Here is a 17,966-nt window from a genome sequence, read left to right on the forward strand (position 1 = left end):
TAAGGGGATTAATTCGTGCTGCGGAGGTGTCGTCGTGATGTCGTCACTAATGACGATGACGTAACAGAACGCCCGGGGAGGGCGTTCTGTCAGGGGCTAGCGCATTTTGGGCTGAAACTGCGCCAGTTCCTGCGCCGGGAATCCGGCTTCCAGCGCCGCTTCGCAGATGGCCTGCCAGCTTCCGGCATCCAGTGGAATGCCCTGCGCCAGGCGCGCCTGACGATTGGCTTCTTCCCATTCGCCCGGCACCAGAATCGGCGTCTGCGCATCGTGAGGCGACTGTTTACACCAGTCGATGAAGGCTTCCGTCTCGCGCTGCATATCCGGTGCGTCGAAGGCTTTCGGGTCGAGAATAATGGTGGTCATGCAGTTGAAGATGGCATCAACGCAGGTCTGTAGGCTCTGCTGGTGGGTGGTCTGGCCGCCGGAAACGGCGCCGCCGAGGATTTCGCACAGCGTGGCGAGGGCGTAGCCTTTATGTTGGGCAAAGGTGAGCAGGGCACCCAGCGGCGACGTCTGCATGACCGCCGGGTCGGTGGTCGGTTCGCCTCGGGCGTCAATCAGTGAACCGGGCGGAACGGCTTCGCCTTTATGCCAGGCGACGCGCGTTTTGCCAAAGGCAATCGCGCTGGTGGCGTAGTCGAGCAGCAGCGGAGGCTGACCTTCTCGCGGGAAGATAACGCACAGCGGATTGGTGCCAAAGCGGCTGTCTTTGCCGCGAAACGGGGCAACCATCGGGTCGCCTACGACGCTGACGAAGTGGATCGAAATAAAACCTGCCGCCGCGCACTGCTCGGCCCAGTAGCCGATGCGTCCGATATGATGCGCGTTGCGCAGGGCGATAGCCGCCATACCGTGTTGCCGGGCTTTCTCAATCCCTTTCTGCATCGCTTCATGGGCTACCACCTGACCAAAGCCTGCGTTGCCGTCGAGCGTCACCACCGCGCCGGCGTCCTTCATCACGCTGGCATGGCGGTTAAGCTGCAGATGCCCCTGCGCATGAGAACGCACGTAGCTCGGGATCATCCCCACGCCGTGTGAGTCGTGGCCGGCGAGATTAGCGGCCACCAGATGGTCGGCGACAAGGGAGGCTTCGGTGGGAGAACTGCCAAGCTGAATGAAGAGAGTGTTGACGAACTGATGCAGATCCGTCGCCTGAAAACGATATCCGGTTTGCACTGATACGCTCCTGTGACCTATTTGATTGTGTTGTTGTTTTGTTAAGTTTGCGCTTCCATGCTGCGCTCCTGGGCGAAGAAGATCAATACTTTGCGCCGAGGAGAGAATTGAGGGGCAGAGAACAGGATTGAGGCCGCAGGTGCTGTTCGCGGCGGCGATAATCACTATGATAAAAATGATAATCAATGTGAAAGAGAAAACCAGAATGAATATCAGCACGCTCTTGTTAATTATCGTCGCCATCGCCCTGCTGGGAATATCCGTCTATTGTTTACTCAGCTATATTAAAGAGCGTAGGGCGACACATTTTAAATCATTCCGCCATCGTTAACGTCAATGCGCGGTTTTAATATGGATAGTTATCGCGCCAGGCTTTCGGCGAGAGATGATATTTTTCGCGAAAGTGTTTGCTGAATAACGGGTGGCTGATGAAGCCGCATAGCCAGGAGACGCGCTCGACGGGCAGATGGGGATTGCTTTCCAACAGCTGTCGGGCGGCCTCCAGGCGGATCTCTTTGATCACCGCCATTACCGAGGTTCCCTGTTCGTTGAAGGCCCGGTCAAGGCTGGCTCGCGAGCAGCGCAGCGTCCGACAAAGCTGGTCGGGAGAGAGCTGGTGTTGATGATAGTTGAGCGTAATAAACGCTCTTGCGCTATTGACGATATGGCTTAATTTTCCGCATGAACGCAGCCCTTTTTCCTTGGCCACATCGGCCAGCACCAGCAGTGAAATTTGATGCAAACTATCGACGATAGCGGCGGTTTCTTGCGGTGATAAACGGTCTGACCGTTGATCGAGGAGCTGCATATGCGATTTTAAAAATAGCGCTAAAGGATGGTTTTCCAGTGAAATAATGGGACTAGTGAGTTTCCCGCTGAATAATGGTTTGACTTTCTCATTATGCGGAATGATATACAGCTGTTTAACATCGTCACATTGATAATGATAATAATCATTACGCTGGTGAACAATCAACATTCCCGGATTCACCTGCGCGGCGGCAGATTTTTTTCTGCCGTTAATTAACTGGTGGCCGTGGACTAATAATGAGATATAAACGGAGGACTCTGCAACCTGATGAGGATCGAAGAACGTCTCATTCCTTGAGCCCATCGCACTACAATAGTCGCCAGAAACTCCGGAGATGGTTTTGTGATTAGCAATAATGTCTGCCGGACGGCGGTTGTTCACCACCTTGATCCCATAGCAGCTGAGGTTTTGTGCTATTTGCTGATAGCGCTCTTCCGGCGCGATATCCGCCGCGCTTAAAACATGTGGAACGTACAGCGTCGAAGGTCTGGACATGCTTGTCTCTTATCCCGGGTTGACGTTGGCAGGTAGTTCTGTTTTATCTCTCTGATTATAATATTAATCTTCATGAAAGCCAGCGGGCGGCCGGTTTTTTACATTGGCCTGAGGGGAGATTGTGCAGTATTGCGTGGAAAGCAATCAATTCGTAGCACATCGCGGTGACAGGCTGGCCGCATCAACCAGCGGAAATCTATTTGCGGTTAACATTTTCGCAGCGTTGAAATATATGATTAATTAATTTTAATTTCTTTTTTTGTATTTTAAGTGGGCGCTTTGAGTTGTTATTTTTACATTTTAATAAAATAAATCAACCCCGTCTTTTTTATTTCTCATCTTCCTCGGGCTCGCGCAACAGCAAAAAAAGAGAGTGGACAGCAGGATGAAAATCATCGCAATCTAAAAAGAGACATTCATTTCGCAACGGGGAAAATACGCGTATGCGCAAGAGTAAAATAATTGTTCTATCTTTGATGGTTGTTTGTGTTTTATGTTTTGCAATTGTTGCTGTTTATTTTTTATTGCTCAAGGATGACGCTGCGGAGCCGGTCAATGAAGAGACGGAAGCTGCGGTCCTCAACGTCGCCGGATTAACGAACAACGGGCATCGCGACGAGCAAACGTTGAGAGCGCTGTTCGAGGCACGCATCGTGACTCGCCAGCTGAATCTCGATCGCGGCGAGCTGGTACCTGCCGGGCAGACTGGCGAAGAACACCAGCGCTGTGCAGACCTGCCACCGAACCGCGACCCGGCGCAGATCCGGCGTCGCTGCGCGCTGGTGGATATTTACCTGGTCCGTGATACCGACCAGCGTATTCAGCAAATTATTCTGCCGGTCTACGGTAAGGGCGCCAAATCAATGATGTATGCGCTGGTTGCTCTCCGCACGGATGGCCGTACGGTAAATGACCTGATCTATTACCAGCAGAATGAGACGCCGCTGCTGGGGGCGAGGGTGGAAGACCCGCAGTGGCGCAGGCAGTGGGCAGGGAAAAAATCCGCGATGAACATGGGCGGCCCGCGTTGCAGGTTGTTCAGGACAATACCGGCCAGCATGACGCCTATACCGTTGACGGCATCAGCGGCGCGACCCTGACCTCAACCGGCGTGGAGAAAAGCATCAATTTCTGGATGGGGGAGCAAGGTTACGCCAATTTTCTCCGCCATCTGCAGGATAATCCCGCGATATTAACCCAGTAACCTTCAGCCGTTTGCCTCCCTGCCGCGACGCCACTTCCGGCGTCGTTTTTTTATCTTGCGGGCGGGGATGACATCAAAAACGGACGCGCGCAGCCGACACAAAACGTGTTGTTCTTTGCAGCTTTTTACATAAATTGTCACCATTTGACATTTTCATGATCTGGGTCATGTGGACTGCAAGGAAAAATGACAATGATAACTATTATCATTGCCGTTAATGGAACCCGTCATGTCAGCTCCTCGCTCTTTTCTGCTGCTCACTTTGCTCAGCGTCCTGTTCTGCGCCTGCGCGACGGCGCAAACCCGCTACGCGCCGCTGATCGAGGATATTGAGCACCGGCTGGATAAAACGATCGAGCTCTACCAGCAGCAAAAAAACAACGAGGCGCGTCGGGAAGTGCAGGCCGCCTATTTCGAAGTGTTTGAAAACCTCGAAGGCCCTATCCGCATCAATTTTTCGGCGCGCAAAAGTTACGAAATGGAGAGCACTTTCGGTGACATCCGTCGCATGATTGCAGACGGCAAGCCGCTGCAAGAGGTTCAGGCTCGGGTGGACGGACTTAAGAAAGCGCTGCGCGACGTTGAGCCTGTGCTGGATGGCGGTCATCGGCTGGTGGCGGAAGAGCAGCATACCGCTTTGACCCGGGGCGATATCGCATTGCACTGGCAGAACAGCTTCCGCACCATCGACGATCTGCTGGCGCAGGCGGTGAGCGCCTATCAGACGGGAAATTACCCCCTCGCCAGTCAGCAGGTGCAGCAGGCGCACTATCAGGGGTTTAAAAACTCAGAGATGGAAATGTCGGTGCGGCAAAACCGCTCGGCAAAAGAGGCGGCGGCCATTAACCAGCAGTTTACCGCCCTGATTGCACTGACGTCCCAGCCGGATCGTCTGAACGACGTGGCTTATCAGGTGACGACGCTGTTGCAGGAACTCGAAGACATATTGCCCGGGCTGCCGACGACCCGCGATGACCAGCCGGTGAATGCCCCGACAGCAGACGAAGGGAACACTCCGCTCGCCGCTGGCGCGCCGGCCGCTGACTGGGCTAACGTTGCAACGGGGATCAACCAGAGTATCGAGGCGGCGCTGACGCGCTACCAGCACGGCGAGGCGTCCGATGCCATTCTGGATATTCAGGACACCTACTTCGATCGCTTTGAAGCCAGCGGGATGGAGAACAAAATCGGCTCCCGCGATGCCGCATTTAAAACCCGTCTTGAGGCCCACTTCACCCGTCTGGTCAGCCTGATGAAGGCCGGGCAGCCGCAGGACAAACTGGTGGCTGAAGCCGCTGCGCTACGAGCCGATCTGCATCAGGCGGTGGCGATGCTGGGCGAGGGGGAAGAGACGCAGTGGAGCCTGCTGCTATACAGCCTGATGATTATTGTCCGTGAAGGGCTGGAGGCGCTGCTGATTGTGGCGGCCATCGTGGCCTGGCTGGTGAAAAATGACCATCACGACAAGCTGCCGCTGATTCGTCAGTCGGTGGTCGTAGCGCTGGTTGCCAGCGTGGCGACGGCGGTCGTTTTCCAACTGGTGTTTACCCGCTCCGGCGCCAGTCGGGAGCTGCTGGAAGGGATTACCATGCTGATCGCCGTGGTGATGCTGTTCTTTATGAGCTATTGGCTGCTGTCGAAGGTTGAATCCCGCCGCTGGAAAGCCTGGCTGGAGGGTAAGCTGACGCATTCGCTCTCTCGCGGCTCGCTGGTGGGGCTATGGCTGACCAGCTTTCTTGCCGTCTATCGGGAAGGCGCCGAAACGGTCCTGTTTTACTACGCCCTGGTGGGCGACGCGCAGAGTGTTTCCGGGCATCTTGCCATCGGCGCCGGGTTTGTTATTGGCTGCGTGCTGCTGCTGGCCGCGTGGCTCATCATGCGCTACTCGGTGGTGCGTCTGCCGCTCAAACCCTTCTTCATCTTCACCGGCGGTTTTATGTACCTGATGGCATTTGTTTTTGCCGGTAAAGGTGTCCTTGAACTGATAGAAGGCAAACTGTTTCAGCCTACGCTGGTTGGCGGCGTGCCCGAAATCAGCTGGCTGGGCATTTATCCCTATCTGGAAACCCTGACGCCACAGGTGATTTTACTGATTGCTGCCCTGGTCGCCCTGTGGATTACGCTCCGTCGCAATCACCTACCCACAGCACAGATAAAAAATAATACTTCAACAAATTAAGACGAGAGGATTTGTCAAATGACCATCAAAAAGAGCCTGATTATCGCTGCCACTGTGGCCGCTATTTTTACCGCGCCCGCGGCGCTGGCTTTTAAAGAGTATCCGGCCGGTGAACCGGTCACCATGAATGAGATGGAGATCGCCGCCGTCTATCTTCAGCCGATTGATATGGAACCGCGCGGAATGGGTCTGCCGGCCGCGAAATCAGATATCCATCTGGAGGCCGATATTCATGCGGTTGAAGGGGGAAAGAATGGTTTTGGCGCCGGGGAATGGATTCCCTATCTGACGATTGCCTATACCCTGGTCAATAGCGATACCGGTGAAAAGCAGGAAGGGACTTTTATGCCGATGGTCGCGAGCGACGGTCCACACTATGGCGCCAATATTAAAATGATGGGCGTCGGCAATTATAAAGTGACGTATCACATTGAACCGCCATCAAAAGCTGGGATGCACCGTCATACCGACAGCGAAACCGGGGTTGGCCGCTGGTGGAAACCGTTTGATGTCAGCTATGAATTCAAATACGTCGGCCTGAACTAACGTTCGTCGCGCAGGATGGCCAGCATGCCGTCCTGCGGTGTATTACCGCATGCGGATTGCACATTATCCGCCGAACCGGGTCGAAGTTATGAGTTATTTTTTCGTCACCACGCTGCAGGTTTTTTTCTGCATAACGCTGCTCTCCTCGGTGCTCTGGGGCCGCGGCGAACCTCCTTCACTGCGCCCCCTCACGTGGACGCTGCTCACGGCGCTGGCCAGTGGGCTACTGGCCGGACTGTTTATTCGCGGGAGCCAGACGCTACAGCTGATGCTGGTGAGCGGAGAAATCCTCCTTTCCCTGCTGTTTTTACTGAGCTTCTGGTGGGCCACGCCGCGTCTGCGCTACGTGTGGCAATGGATCCTCGTATTTGGCGCCGCCCGTCACTGGGCTCTGGATCCCAATCTTGGCGGATTAACCTCCACCCACGTGCTGAATACCGACCTGCTGCTGAACCTGACCGCGCTGGCGCTGGCCGTTGCGCTGCTGTGTCTGGCCGCGGTGCTGTGCGCTCTGCTGCTGCGGCGGATGAGCTGGCCGTACTGGCCGCTGACAATTCTCCTGATGATCCTGCTGTGGCTGCCGCTGTTCGGCAATCTGCTGCTGCTGTTGATGAAGCTGCAAATCATCCCCTTACTGAAGCCGCTGCTGAGTTTTGTGGCCAGGGTGACCAACAATGCCGCCTGGTATAGCTGGCTTGCCGCCGCCGTGCTCCTGCTGCTGTGCCTGTGCTGGACCCCGGCTATCCGTAGCTATGCCCGGGCGGTGAAGGCGGCGACGGCGCCGGTTGCCCGTCGACTGGCGTTGGCCGAGCGGCGCAGCGCTGTCCGCCTCTGGTTAACGACGATCTGCTGTGCGCTGGTGATTTCAGGTGGCCAGCTGTGGTGGGATCTGGTGGCCTCGCAACCGCCGAGGCTCTCGGAAGCTCAGCCGGTCAGCCTTGCCGCTGATGGTCTGGTCCATATTCCGCTTACCCAGGTTCGCGACGGAAAACTGCACCGTTTCGTTTGGGTGGCAGACGACGGAAAGGCGGTTCGCTTCTTTGTCATCAACCGCTATCCCGACAAATTACGCTTTGGCGTGGTATTTGATGCCTGCCTGCTGTGCGGCGATCAGGGATATGTCATGGAAGGTAATCAGGTGATTTGTGTCGCCTGCGGGGTACACATATTCATTCCTTCGATTGGTAAACCCGGCGGCTGTAATCCGGTACCGATCGATGGCTGGCATAACGACGAACGTGAGCTGACGATACCCGGTACGGCGCTGGCCGTCGGAGGCAATTATTTCTCTACCGTGCTGACTATCAACGTGACCGACCCGGTGGACGGGACGGTCCTGACCAACACGACCGCAGAGTATAAATACAGCTACGCAGGCAGAACCTGGTTTTTTGCCTCTGAAGCAAACTACAACCGTTTCCGCAACGCGCCAGAGGCGTTTGTTCCCGGCACGGCGCAGGAGGAGTAACCATGCTGTGGCGAATGATCTATCAGTCATGGGGGCGTAATCTGCGCCGCAAAGCGCTGGCGGTGTTAACCGTTTTCCTGGCCACGAGTCTGATCTCGGCGCTGCTGGCTATTTCTATCGACATCGGTGACAAAATGTCCCGGGAACTGAAATCCTACGGCGCCAATATCTTAATTGAACCGGCAGGGCAGGCAGCGCTACCTGCGTTATTCAGCGAACAAAGCAACCCGCTGGCCAGCGATGATTTCCTTGATGAATCCGAGCTGGCGAATATTAAGGATATTTTCTGGCGAAATAATATCGTTGGGTTTGCTCCCATGCTCAGCGGCGAGGCGACCGTTGACGGGCACGATATCCGCATACTCGGGACCTTCTTCAGTCAGCCGGTCGCGATACCGGATGAAGAGGGCTATGAGACCGGGCAGCGCACGGTCAGTCCGTTCTGGCAGGTTACCGGCAACTGGCCGCAGGAACCTGTAGGCAAGACGCCGCAAACATTAGTCGGCCATGCGCTGGCGCGTAATTACGGCTGGCAACCCGGTGACCATCTCAGGCTCCAGGTGGCGAACGAGGCCGTGGATGTGGTGGTCAGCGGCGTTCTCTCCAGCGGGGGTGATGAAGACAACCAACTGGTGATGCCGCTTAGCATCGTACAGCAGCTGCTGGGTCTGACGGGAAAAGTACAGGCAATTCGCGTATCGGCGCTGACGGTACCCGAAAATGAGCTGTCGCGCCGGGCGCGTGAGAATCTCGAGGCTCTCAACGCCGAAGAGTATGACCTGTGGTATTGCACGGCATACGTCTCTTCTATCGCTCACCAGCTGGAGGAGGCCATTTCCGGTGCGGAAGTGCGCCCGGTCTGGCAGGTTGCGGCCTCGGAGGGCGTAGTTATCGATAAAATTCAGCTGCTGATGGCGGTCGTTACCCTGGCGGCATTGGCCGCTGCGGCAATGGGTATTGCCTCGCTGATGACCAGTACCATTATGGAGCGAGCCCGGGAGATCGGCCTGATGAAAGCGCTTGGCGCCCGACAGTGGCAAATTCTGCTGCTGTTTTATCTCGAAGCAGCGCTGGGTGGGCTGGCAGGTGGGGGGCTGGGCTGCATCGCTGGCTGGGGGCTGGCGAAGATGATTGGCCTGATGCTCTTTGCCACGCCGCTCGACTTTGCCTGGGTGGTGGTGCCCTGTGTGCTGGTGATCGCAGTGCTGATTGCGCTTATCGGCACCTGGTTCCCGGCGCGTCGTATCGCCCGACTTTATCCCGTGGAGGTGCTGTATGGCCGCTAAGCGCGACATGCTGTGGCTATTGGTCTGGCGGGCGCTGCGTCTGCGTCTGCAGCGCGTCAGCGTCGTGTTCACCGCGCTGGCGGTTGGTGCGACCATCGTGACGGCGCTTTCCGCCGTGTGGTTTGACATCAACAGCAAAATGAGCGAGGAGCTGCGGACCTTCGGCGCAAATTTTTATATCGGCCCGGGGCACGGTACCCGTATGCCGGAGCCGACCCTGCAGGCGATTCTTGACGATGCGCCGAAGGGACTGATTCATGGCGCCAGCCCCTGGCTATACGGCACGGCGCGTACCGAGCTGGAAAAAGTGGCGATCGTCGGCGTGTGGTTTGAGTCGCTGCAAAAGCTGGTGCCGTACTGGCAGGTCAGCGGCAACTGGATCGGCGTCAGCTTTGACGATCGCCATGCGATGGTGGGCGTTAAGCTGGCTCAGCGGCTGGCGCTAAACGTGGGCGATAGCGTCACGCTGGTGGATCATCAGCGGCGCAAAAAACTGCTGGTCAAGGGGATCGTCGAGGCCGGTGACGCGACCGATAACATGCTGATTGTCAGCCTGAACGTGGCGCAGGCGTGGCTGCAAAAGCCCGGTATTATCAGCCACGGCCTGCTGAGCGTCAGTAACGATCTCGGCCAGGTGGAAAACTATGCCGGGCAGCTGCAGCAGCGCTATCCCGCTCTTGAGATCCGCCCGATCCGTAAGGTCTCGGCAACCGAAGGTCAGGTACTGGATAAAATCAAAGGGCTGATGGGGCTGGTTTCTCTGGTGATTCTGGCGCTGTCGTCGCTGTGCGTGAATACCACCCTGATGGCAATTGTAGGCGAGCGCGCCCGTGAGTTTGCGCTGCAAAAAGCGCTGGGCGCCAGCAATGGCGATATTATCCGCCAGATGCTGCTCGAAACCAGCATTATCACTCTGGCAGCGGTGGTCTGCGGCTGGCTGCTCGGCTATCTGCTCGCCCAACTGCTGGGGCTGACCGTGTTTAATGCCACTATTTCGCTGCGCCTGCCGGTGCTGCCGATTACCCTGGCGCTGTCTTTACTGGTCGCCTTGCTGGCGGCCATTGTTCCGGTACGCCGCGCGGTGAGTGTTGAACCGGCGAAAGTGTTGAAAGGAGAATAACGCCATGACCGTCACGCCTTTACGTCAGATGGCGATTGAAACCCGTCATTTATCTAAGCGCTTCGGAGAGGTTACCGCGCTGGATGACATTAATTTGTGCATCGCCCGCGGTGAATTCGTCGCCATTATGGGGGCTTCAGGCTCCGGGAAAACGACGCTGATGAATATTCTGACCTGTCTGGACACCGCCAGCGAGGGGCAGGTTATCCTCGACGGAACCGATGCCGCGGCGCTGGATGAAGAAGGGCGACGGCGCGTTCGCGCGCAGAAGATAGGCCTGGTGTTTCAGCAGTTCCATCTGATTCCCTTTCTGACGGCGCTGGAAAACATCATGCTGGCGCAGCATTACCACAGCGTCGTCGATGAGGCGGCGGCCAGGGCTGTGCTGGCGCAGGTTGGCCTTGAACATCGCATGACCCATTTACCCAGCCAGCTCTCCGGCGGGGAGCAGCAGCGAGTCTGTATTGCCCGGGCGCTGGTGAATGAACCCCCGGTGATTTTTGCCGATGAGCCCACCGGTAACCTGGATGAAGAGAATGAACAGCGGGTGCTGGACCTGCTGACCGACCTGCATCGTCAGGGGCGCACTATCGTGATGGTGACCCACAACCCGGCGCTGGGAAAATTCGCCGACCGTATCGTTCGGCTCCAGCACGGCAAATATCTCGGTGAGGAGATGAATCCCCATGCGCATGCCTGAAGTGATGATAGCGATACTGCTGGTTCTGCTCCTGGCCGGCTGTAAAGAAGAGAAGCTGGCACGTGGTGAGACGGCACCTGCGCTGGCGGCTTTTGATTTGCAAGGGAAACCTGCCAGCCTGGAACGTTGGGAAGGGAAGGCGGTGTATCTCAACTTCTGGTCGGCCAGCTGCGGAGGTTGTCTCGCGGAAATGGATACGCTGCAGGCGCTCAGCCAACGCTGGCCGGATAAACTGGTGGTGGTGGGGGTGAATACCGACCCGGAGCAGGTGGATATCGCTCCGCTGCTGGCGAAGTATGGCATCAGCTACCCGGTGCTGCGCGATCAGCTTCATATTACTCAGGATCGTTATCAGGTGATCGGGACGCCGACATCGATAGTGATTGACGCACGCGGGCGGGTGCGCGACCTGCATCAGGGGTGGCGAAAACCCGAAGAGCTCCAGGCGGTTTTTACCCGCCTGGCCCAATCTGAATAGCGGCATCCCGGGCGCTGGCCCGGGACAGAGGGGTTATCGCTCAGTCCAGCAGCGAAGGATCGGCATCAATCATCAGCTGCTTCATTTCGGCGAAGTGCTGGCGGGAAAAATCGGCGATATTCTCCCAGTCCTGGGCAGTTTTCTCCGCCACCTCAGCCGACAACACCTTCAGCGGCTGGCCGGTTGACCACGCGGTGACCAGAATCTGGCAGGCCCGCTCCAGCGTCCAGATATCGTCAAACGCCTCGCCGATGGTCGCGGCGGTAACCAGTACCCCGTGGTTGCCCATCAGCAGGCGGCGTTTATCCGCCAGCAGCCCGGCCAGCCTCGCCCCTTCGGCGACGGTATCCGCCATCCCGCCATACAGCGTATCCACCGCCACGCGATTAAAATAGCGCGCGCTATTCTGATCGACCGGCAGGATCTGCGGATTCGCCAGGCAGGCGACGCTGGTGGTGTAGATCGGGTGCAGATGCAGCACCGCCCGCGCCTGCGGCAGCCGCTGATGGATCTGGCCGTGGATCGCCCACGCGGTGGCGTCCACGTCCGGTCGCTGCGCGGTCGCTTCATCATCGGCATCCAGCAGCAGCAGGTCGCTGGCGCGGATCCGCGAAAAGTGTTTCCACTTCGGATTCAGCAGAAACTGTTTGCCGTCCGGCGACAGGGCCGCGCTAAAGTGGTTGGCGACGGCCTCGTGCATGCCGAGATGCGCGATGATGCGAAAGGTCGCCGCCAGATCGATCCGCGTTTGTTCTTCGAAAGAGTAAGCCATCGCCTTACTCCGCTTTCGGCATCAGGGTTTTCAGGTCGTCTTCCGTCGGCGGCTGGAAGTGATATTTTTTCAGCAGCGCCGCGTATTCCGGCGTGGCGCTGAATTTCTTCAGCCCCTCCTCAAGGGCGCTTTTCACTTCGCTGTTGCCTTTTTTGACGCCAAAGCCGTTCAGCACCGGGTAAATTAAGGTATCGGAAGAGATAACGATCCGGTCGCCCAGTTTCTCAACGACGCCACGCGCCACCGCCGCATCGGTAATCTGCGCCTCCACCGCCCGCGACAGCAGCGCCTGGGTGGTTTGCGGATCGGTGCTGTACTCGCTCAGCGCAATGGGCGGCAGGCCTTTCTTCACGCAGTAGTCCGCCGACAGTTTTTGCAGCTGCGCCAGCCAGGAGGTGGCTCCCATCGAGCCGATTTTATGCCCGCAGAACGCTTCCGGAGTTTTAGGCTGATAGCTGGCGCCTTTAAGCGCCAGGATCGATTCGCCGCTTTTCAGGTATGGCACCATGTCAATCACCTTCAGGCGTTCGGCGGTGATATACATCGAGGAGTTGGTAATATCGAACCGCCCGCCCTGCAGACCGGGGATCAGATTAGGAAAACGGGTATCGGTATTCACCGCCTCGCGGCCAATGGTTTTAGCCACACCGGCGAGAAACTCAATATCAAAACCGGCCGGTTGGTTGTTTTGCATATATTCATAAGGATAAAAGGTCATATCCGAACCGGCGGTAATTTTCCCCGGCTGCAGGAATGCCGCAAAAGTGCTGAACGAGGTCAGGGCGCCGGCGGTGCAAAGAAGCAGAGCATTAAATCGTTTCATAAAAACCTCCAGGGATGACATTACATGCTGGCAAGATCGTGGCCGGCCTGCTGAACGAAGAATGAGGCACCGCGCGGCTTCTGCGGCAAACGTAATTGGTTGGCGGCGCTGCGTACCAGGCCGCTCTCCACGCCGGCTACCAGCTGGCCCGCGTGCAGGCTTGGTAAGGGGTTTTCGCCAAAGGGCAGGGCGTCCTCGGCGGCGTAAACGCTGATAAACAGCGTCCGCGGCAGTTCGGTCTCATTAGGGCTCGAGGCGTGGAGCAGACGGGTATGCATAAAGCACACCGAGCCTGAGGGGCCAAAGCAGGCGGCGGGCTGCTGGCACTGCGCGGATACCACCTCGTCGTCAACCGAACCGGTAAAACGCCCCTCCTGCCAGTGGGACCACAGCGGCCCCTTATGGCTCCCCGGCACCACGTTCAGCGGGCCGTTTTCCGGCGTGACGTCGCTGATCATCAGCAGGGCCGTGATGATGTCGTCATTGCTGTGCGGCGTGAACAGAAAATCCTGATGCCATTTCACCTGCGTCGCGGTAAACGGCAGCTTGGAGTTGATTTTGCTGTGATGAAAACGGGTGCCGCTACCGCCGATCAGCTGGGCGGCGATGGTCGCCATACGCGATTGCAGGGCGGCATGTTCGAAGGCGACGGAAATCTCCGTCGGCGAACTGACCCGGCGCAGCGAGGGGTGATCGGCGCGGTGATCCCCTTCAAGGTCGAAACGCGGGCGACCGTCGAGCGTCTCGCCCCACACCTCGGTGTGGCGGCGGCTCTCTTCGACCCAACCGTCAAAATCCTGCTGCAAGGCGGCGATTTCGTCAGGCGATAGCACCCCTTCGACCACCAGAAAACCCTGCTGATGAAACTGTTCGATTTGCCACTGCGCGATCATAATTTTTCCTTTCACAAACGGAGAGTTAAGCCAGGGAGACATCTTTCAGGAAGGCGTCAACGCGCGGGTGGTTACCGTCGCGCATCGCCTGCGGCGTGTCGTCGCACACCACGCGCCCTTTTTCCATAAAGACAATCCGGTCAGAGACTTTGAAGGCAAAATTCATTTCGTGGGTCACGATGACCATGGTGATGCCTTCATGGGCCAGCGATTCGATAACCTGGAGCACTTCATTGACCTTTTCCGGGTCAAGCGCCGAGGTGGGTTCATCGAACAGCATGATTTGCGGTCGCATCATCAGGGCCCGGGCAATGGCGACGCGCTGTTGCTGGCCGCCAGAGAGCTGGTGCGGATATTTCCACGCGTGCTCCAGCATGCCGACCTTATGCAGTAATTCGCAGGCCTGCTGCTTCAACTCGGCGTCCGGGGCCAGCCGATGGTAGCGCGGCGCCAGCAGCAGGTTGCCGAGAACCGTCAGATGGGGGAACAGGTTAAAACTCTGGAAGACCATGCCGATGTTGAGGCGGTACTGCGCATTCTCCATAAAACGCGGTTTCTGCACGCCCTGGCGATCGAGGTGAATAAACGGCTGGCCGTTGATCCGAATTTCGCCGTTGTCGATCTGCTCAAGTCCGTTGAGCAGGCGGATCAGCGTGGTTTTCCCGGAGCCGGAAGGGCCAATCACTGAAACCACCTCTCCCGGCTGAATTTGCAGGCTGACGGCCCCGAGCACTTCCACATTGTTATAGGCTTTGTGCAGTTTTGACGCCTGCAGCGCCGGCTGCGGATTATCGACCGCGCTGCGCACGATTACCGGGCGTGTTTGGGTCGCCAGCCGCTGCATCTCGCTGTCGATGGGGCGGGTGACTTTCCGCCGGGTAACATCGAGATAGCTCTCCAGCCGTTTGAGCAGGAAGTCGAAAACGGTCACGATCAGCACGTAGTAGAACGCCACTGCCGCCATGGTTTCCATCACCAGGAAATTTTGCGAATACAGACGCTGGCCGACCATTAAAATCTCGGTCAGGGAGATGACCGACACCAGCGAACTGAGCTTTACGACGGCAATATATTCGTTGGCCAACGCCGGGAGGGCGACGCGCAGCGCCTGAGGAATAATCACCCGCCATTGGGTGCCGGCATAGCGCAGTCCCAGCGCCCGGGCGGCTTCGCTCTGGCCTTTAGGTATTGAAAGCAGGCCGCCCCGGTGGATTTCGGCGACGTAGGCGGCCTCACTCAGCACCATCGCCAGCAGGCCGGCCCAGAACGGATCGTTGAGCACTGGCGCTGACGACGGCACCGCCTGGGGCAGGTTATAGACGAATATCAGTAGTACCAGCAGCGGCAGGCTGCGGAACAGCCAGATATAGAGCCGCGCCGGAAGATTAAACAGTTTGCGCGGCGACTGCTTGGCCAGGGCGAGAACAAATCCCAGCACAATACTGCAACCCCAGGTCAGCAGACTTAATTTAATGACGGTCCAGGTGGCCTGCCAAAAATCTGCATCGCTGAGCAGACTTAACATGTAGTTCCAGTTAAACGTCATGGGCTATTTTACTCGCCATAATGAATGGACATGAATGCGATACCGATGATCAAAAATGGGGCATCGCCAGGGTTTATCTTGCAATAACACTATGCTGGCAGTTTTCGCTGCGAGGCAATTAGTAAATTTTTGGCCTTTAAGTTTAAAAAAACTATACAGGTGGATTAATTCCAATAAATTTAAAGCAATGAGTACGAAACAAGAACTAAACATTAAAAAAACAATTGCGCGGAAGGGATAACGGAACGGGCGTTTAAATCGCGAGTTGTGCCATGTTGGGGCGCGCGAGGAATTAATTTGGTGCAGCCTGATTCAGGTTGGTGCAATTAAGCGGATGCGGTGGTGTCGGTATAATGTTGACTTCGCCGGGACGCTAAATAAATCATTTGCTCAGCGAGGAAATAAGCGAATCCCGGTGAAATGGCACGATGCTTGCAAATTGCATATCAGGAAACTATACCGTTTCCGCTTGTGACAATATTCCGTAAAGGGTGAGGCTATGACGCGATTCACGCTCAAACAACTTAAATACTTCGTCACCGTTGTAGAGACCGAGAGTATCGCTGAAGCCTCCCGGCAGCTCCATATTGCCCAGCCGTCGATCTCGATTGCCATTAAAAACCTTGAAAGCACTTTTGAGCAGCAGCTGTTTATTCGCCATCATGCTCAGGGCGTCTCGCTGACCTCCTGCGGAAGGCGTTTTTATGAGAAAGCAAAAGAGCTGCTGCGGCTCTCCTATGAGTTTGAACAAAACTCCCGCGCCGATAAAGAGCTGGTTTCCGGGACGATTTCCGTCGGCTGCTTTGAGTCCGTCGCGCCGCTGTACATGCCAAAGCTGGTCGCCGGGTTTAAAAAAATGTACCCCGACATTACCCTCCAGCTGTATGACGGTGAACAGCATGAGTTAATGCACGGCCTGCATCGCGGGCGTTTCGATCTGGCGCTGGTCTACGATCTGGAATTAGGTCATTCGGTCAATAAAGAGATGCTGAATGCGCCGCATAAACCCTATGCGCTGCTGCCGGCCAGCCATCCATTGGCGCAGAAAAATAGCGTCACCTTGCAGGAACTCAGCCATGAACCGATGATTTTGCTCGATGCGGTGCCCAGCAAGAATTATTTCATCACCATATTTAAAGAGAAGGGCTATCACCCTGAAGTGGCGTACAGTTCACCCTCGATCGAAATGGTTCGCTGTATGGTAGGACAGGGACTGGGGTTTTCGGTATTAGTCACCCGGCCGTTGTGCGATATGACCTATGACGGCGAGAAACTGGTGCAGTTGGATATTGAAGATGAGATGCCCGCTTCGACATTAATTATGGCGCATCTTGCCAATAATGAACCGACCCGGCCCACGCAACTGTTTATGGACTATTGCCGCAGTATTGAATTAACCCCCGCACATTTTTGAATAAATAAGCCTGCGGTCACTGCAGGCTTATTTATTTCACGCTGCCGTTAAGGCTCGTAATTTTCTATTCAGCGACTCGTTTTATAATAATTTACCCGCGATGGCGGATTAAATAATCTGTGTGGGTTCCATTCGCGGTGGCTAAACCGCTGGCCTGCCAGGGGCACCTTCAGCCGCCTCATCTCTCCACACAGGAAGGTTAGCTATGCAAAATCAGCGTGACCCACATATTGATTCGCAGACCATCGACAGCTATCAGCAGGATGGCGTCGTGTTGCTGAAGGGGGTGTTCAGGCCGTGGATTGAAAGCCTGGCCGCCGGCGTCGCGGAGCTGATGGCCAACCCCAGCGAGTATGGCCACGCCCGCACGGTTGTACCGAAAGATGGCTCCGCCCCGTTCTTTCAGGATTATTGCAACTGGTCGCGGATCCCTGACTTTGAACGCTTTGTCCTGCATTCGCCGGCGGCGGAAATCGCCGCAGCGCTGATGCAATCGAAGACGGCTACGTTTTTCCATGAACATACGCTGGTGAAGCCGCCCGGCGGCAGCACGGTGACGCCCTGGCATCACGATCAGCCCTATTATTGCGTCGAAGGGCAGCAAAACGTCAGCTTCTGGATCCCGCTGGACCCGGTGGCGGAAGCGATCTCGCTGCGCTGCATCCGCGGTTCCCACCGCTGGGGCGACGAGTTCAGCCCAACCCGTTTTAACGGCTCAAAGCTTTACGCACACAGCCGTTTTAAAGAGCTGCCGGATATTGATGCGCATCAGGACGATTACGATATTGTTAGCTGGGCGCTGGAGCCGGGAGATGCCGTCGCCTTTCATTACCGGACGCTGCACGGCGCGCGGGGCAATGCGACCGCGCGCGCGCGGCGGGTTTTCTCCGCTCGCTGGGTCGGGGATGACGCCACCTTCGCCGATCGCGGCGGAGTCACCTCGCCGCCGTTCCCGGAGCTGACGCTGAAAGATGGCGAGGCGCTGGTCTCGCCGCTGTTTCCCCGGGTCTGGCCGCGAGAGTCATGTTGAATTATCACCGGGCCGTCTCCTC

General features: G+C 56.8%; 16 protein-coding genes and 1 pseudogene. 11 read left to right on the top strand and 6 right to left on the bottom strand.

Annotated features, from left to right (window positions below):
- Positions 1-96: 96 nt before the first annotated feature.
- Positions 97-1,179 carry a malate/lactate/ureidoglycolate dehydrogenase gene (locus tag AC236I_RS10580; RefSeq protein ID WP_004863067.1) on the bottom strand — a complete coding sequence of 361 codons (1,083 nt, stop codon included), beginning with the start codon at positions 1,177-1,179 and terminating at the stop codon, positions 97-99.
- A 211-nt stretch (positions 1,180-1,390) separates the two neighbouring features.
- Between AC236I_RS10580 and AC236I_RS10585 the strand changes: the two genes are divergently transcribed.
- Positions 1,391-1,510, top strand: coding sequence for a small membrane protein (locus AC236I_RS10585; protein WP_099144820.1), 120 nt, complete (start codon positions 1,391-1,393; stop codon positions 1,508-1,510).
- Between the two features lie 15 nt (positions 1,511-1,525).
- On the opposite strand, the gene AC236I_RS10590 is transcribed toward AC236I_RS10585, so the two are convergent.
- A complete protein-coding gene (locus tag AC236I_RS10590) occupies positions 1,526-2,485 on the bottom strand; it encodes an AraC family transcriptional regulator (protein WP_004863061.1) in 960 nt (319 codons plus the stop codon).
- 443 nt (positions 2,486-2,928) lie between these two features.
- On the opposite strand from AC236I_RS10590, the pseudogene nqrC reads away from it, so the two are divergent.
- The 8 genes and pseudogenes from nqrC to AC236I_RS10630 all read left to right on the top strand — a co-directional run bounded on the left by nqrC (position 2,929) and on the right by AC236I_RS10630 (position 11,466).
- Positions 2,929-3,689 (top strand): annotated as a pseudogene (nqrC, locus tag AC236I_RS10595) (NADH:ubiquinone reductase (Na(+)-transporting) subunit C).
- Positions 3,690-3,918: 229 nt separating this feature from the next.
- Complete coding sequence (locus tag AC236I_RS10600) at positions 3,919-5,868, top strand: FTR1 family iron permease (protein ID WP_065906643.1); 1,950 nt, start codon at positions 3,919-3,921, stop codon at positions 5,866-5,868.
- Between the two features lie 18 nt (positions 5,869-5,886).
- Positions 5,887-6,414: an iron transporter gene (locus AC236I_RS10605; RefSeq protein ID WP_004863053.1), complete on the top strand. Its 528-nt coding sequence runs from the start codon at positions 5,887-5,889 to the stop codon at positions 6,412-6,414.
- A gap of 88 nt (positions 6,415-6,502) precedes the next feature.
- Entirely contained in the window at positions 6,503-7,882 is a 1,380-nt protein-coding gene (locus AC236I_RS10610; RefSeq protein ID WP_048024879.1) for a Fe-S-containing protein, read from the top strand.
- A 2-nt stretch (positions 7,883-7,884) separates the two neighbouring features.
- Positions 7,885-9,168, top strand: coding sequence for an ABC transporter permease (locus AC236I_RS10615; protein ID WP_015584139.1), 1,284 nt, complete (start codon positions 7,885-7,887; stop codon positions 9,166-9,168).
- Positions 9,158-10,288, top strand: coding sequence for an ABC transporter permease (locus AC236I_RS10620; protein ID WP_032717712.1), 1,131 nt, complete (start codon positions 9,158-9,160; stop codon positions 10,286-10,288). Before AC236I_RS10615 ends, AC236I_RS10620 begins: the two co-directional genes overlap by 11 nt.
- A 4-nt stretch (positions 10,289-10,292) precedes the next feature.
- Positions 10,293-10,988, top strand: a complete 696-nt coding sequence (locus tag AC236I_RS10625) for an ABC transporter ATP-binding protein (RefSeq protein WP_004863043.1) — start codon at positions 10,293-10,295, stop codon at positions 10,986-10,988.
- Complete coding sequence (locus AC236I_RS10630) at positions 10,975-11,466, top strand: TlpA family protein disulfide reductase (RefSeq protein WP_097357829.1); 492 nt, start codon at positions 10,975-10,977, stop codon at positions 11,464-11,466. The genes AC236I_RS10625 and AC236I_RS10630 overlap by 14 nt, the downstream gene beginning before the upstream one ends.
- Positions 11,467-11,506: 40 nt before the next feature.
- Here the strand turns inward: AC236I_RS10630 and AC236I_RS10635 are convergent, their stop codons facing one another.
- Genes AC236I_RS10635 through AC236I_RS10650 form a run of 4 tightly spaced genes read right to left on the bottom strand, consistent with a single transcriptional unit; the run spans position 11,507 to position 15,500 of the window.
- On the bottom strand, positions 11,507-12,238 hold the full coding sequence (locus tag AC236I_RS10635) for a class II aldolase and adducin N-terminal domain-containing protein (protein WP_004863037.1): 732 nt from the start codon (positions 12,236-12,238) through the stop codon (positions 11,507-11,509).
- Positions 12,239-12,242: 4 nt separating this feature from the next.
- Positions 12,243-13,061 (bottom strand): transporter substrate-binding domain-containing protein, encoded by an 819-nt coding sequence (locus tag AC236I_RS10640; protein WP_015584142.1) that lies wholly within the window; start codon positions 13,059-13,061, stop codon positions 12,243-12,245.
- A 20-nt stretch (positions 13,062-13,081) separates the two neighbouring features.
- The gene (locus AC236I_RS10645) at positions 13,082-13,954 is read right to left on the bottom strand and encodes a phytanoyl-CoA dioxygenase family protein (RefSeq protein WP_004863029.1); all 873 of its coding nucleotides are present in this window, start codon (positions 13,952-13,954) and stop codon (positions 13,082-13,084) included.
- 25 nt (positions 13,955-13,979) lie between these two features.
- The gene (locus AC236I_RS10650; protein WP_004863028.1) at positions 13,980-15,500 is read right to left on the bottom strand and encodes an amino acid ABC transporter permease/ATP-binding protein; all 1,521 of its coding nucleotides are present in this window, start codon (positions 15,498-15,500) and stop codon (positions 13,980-13,982) included.
- 499 nt (positions 15,501-15,999) lie between these two features.
- Here AC236I_RS10650 and AC236I_RS10655 point away from each other — a divergent pair, with 499 nt between their 5' ends.
- Positions 16,000-16,914 (top strand): LysR family transcriptional regulator, encoded by a 915-nt coding sequence (locus tag AC236I_RS10655; RefSeq protein WP_004863024.1) that lies wholly within the window; start codon positions 16,000-16,002, stop codon positions 16,912-16,914.
- A 205-nt stretch (positions 16,915-17,119) separates the two neighbouring features.
- Positions 17,120-17,944, top strand: coding sequence for a phytanoyl-CoA dioxygenase family protein (locus AC236I_RS10660; protein ID WP_032717708.1), 825 nt, complete (start codon positions 17,120-17,122; stop codon positions 17,942-17,944).
- Positions 17,945-17,966 lie beyond the last annotated feature (22 nt).

It is taken from the genome of Klebsiella sp. Sb-30 (genome assembly GCF_057652795.1).

Bases quoted from the DNA above. Each gene is read 5' to 3' on its own strand.
- AC236I_RS10590 (WP_004863061.1), bottom strand. From the start codon at position 2,485: ATGTCCAGACCTTCGACGCTGTACGTTCCACATGTTTTAAGCGCGGCG.
- AC236I_RS10600 (WP_065906643.1), top strand. From the start codon at position 3,919: ATGTCAGCTCCTCGCTCTTTTCTGCTGCTCACTTTGCTCAGCGTCCTG.
- AC236I_RS10615 (WP_015584139.1), top strand. From the start codon at position 7,885: ATGCTGTGGCGAATGATCTATCAGTCATGGGGGCGTAATCTGCGCCGC.
- AC236I_RS10625 (WP_004863043.1), top strand. From the start codon at position 10,293: ATGACCGTCACGCCTTTACGTCAGATGGCGATTGAAACCCGTCATTTA.
- AC236I_RS10630 (WP_097357829.1), top strand. From the start codon at position 10,975: ATGCGCATGCCTGAAGTGATGATAGCGATACTGCTGGTTCTGCTCCTG.
- AC236I_RS10645 (WP_004863029.1), bottom strand. From the start codon at position 13,954: ATGATCGCGCAGTGGCAAATCGAACAGTTTCATCAGCAGGGTTTTCTG.
- AC236I_RS10605 (WP_004863053.1), top strand. From the start codon at position 5,887: ATGACCATCAAAAAGAGCCTGATTATCGCTGCCACTGTGGCCGCTATT.
- AC236I_RS10620 (WP_032717712.1), top strand. From the start codon at position 9,158: ATGGCCGCTAAGCGCGACATGCTGTGGCTATTGGTCTGGCGGGCGCTG.
- AC236I_RS10650 (WP_004863028.1), bottom strand. From the start codon at position 15,500: ATGACGTTTAACTGGAACTACATGTTAAGTCTGCTCAGCGATGCAGAT.
- AC236I_RS10660 (WP_032717708.1), top strand. From the start codon at position 17,120: ATGCAAAATCAGCGTGACCCACATATTGATTCGCAGACCATCGACAGC.
- AC236I_RS10610 (WP_048024879.1), top strand. From the start codon at position 6,503: ATGAGTTATTTTTTCGTCACCACGCTGCAGGTTTTTTTCTGCATAACG.
- AC236I_RS10655 (WP_004863024.1), top strand. From the start codon at position 16,000: ATGACGCGATTCACGCTCAAACAACTTAAATACTTCGTCACCGTTGTA.
- AC236I_RS10640 (WP_015584142.1), bottom strand. From the start codon at position 13,061: ATGAAACGATTTAATGCTCTGCTTCTTTGCACCGCCGGCGCCCTGACC.
- AC236I_RS10635 (WP_004863037.1), bottom strand. From the start codon at position 12,238: ATGGCTTACTCTTTCGAAGAACAAACGCGGATCGATCTGGCGGCGACC.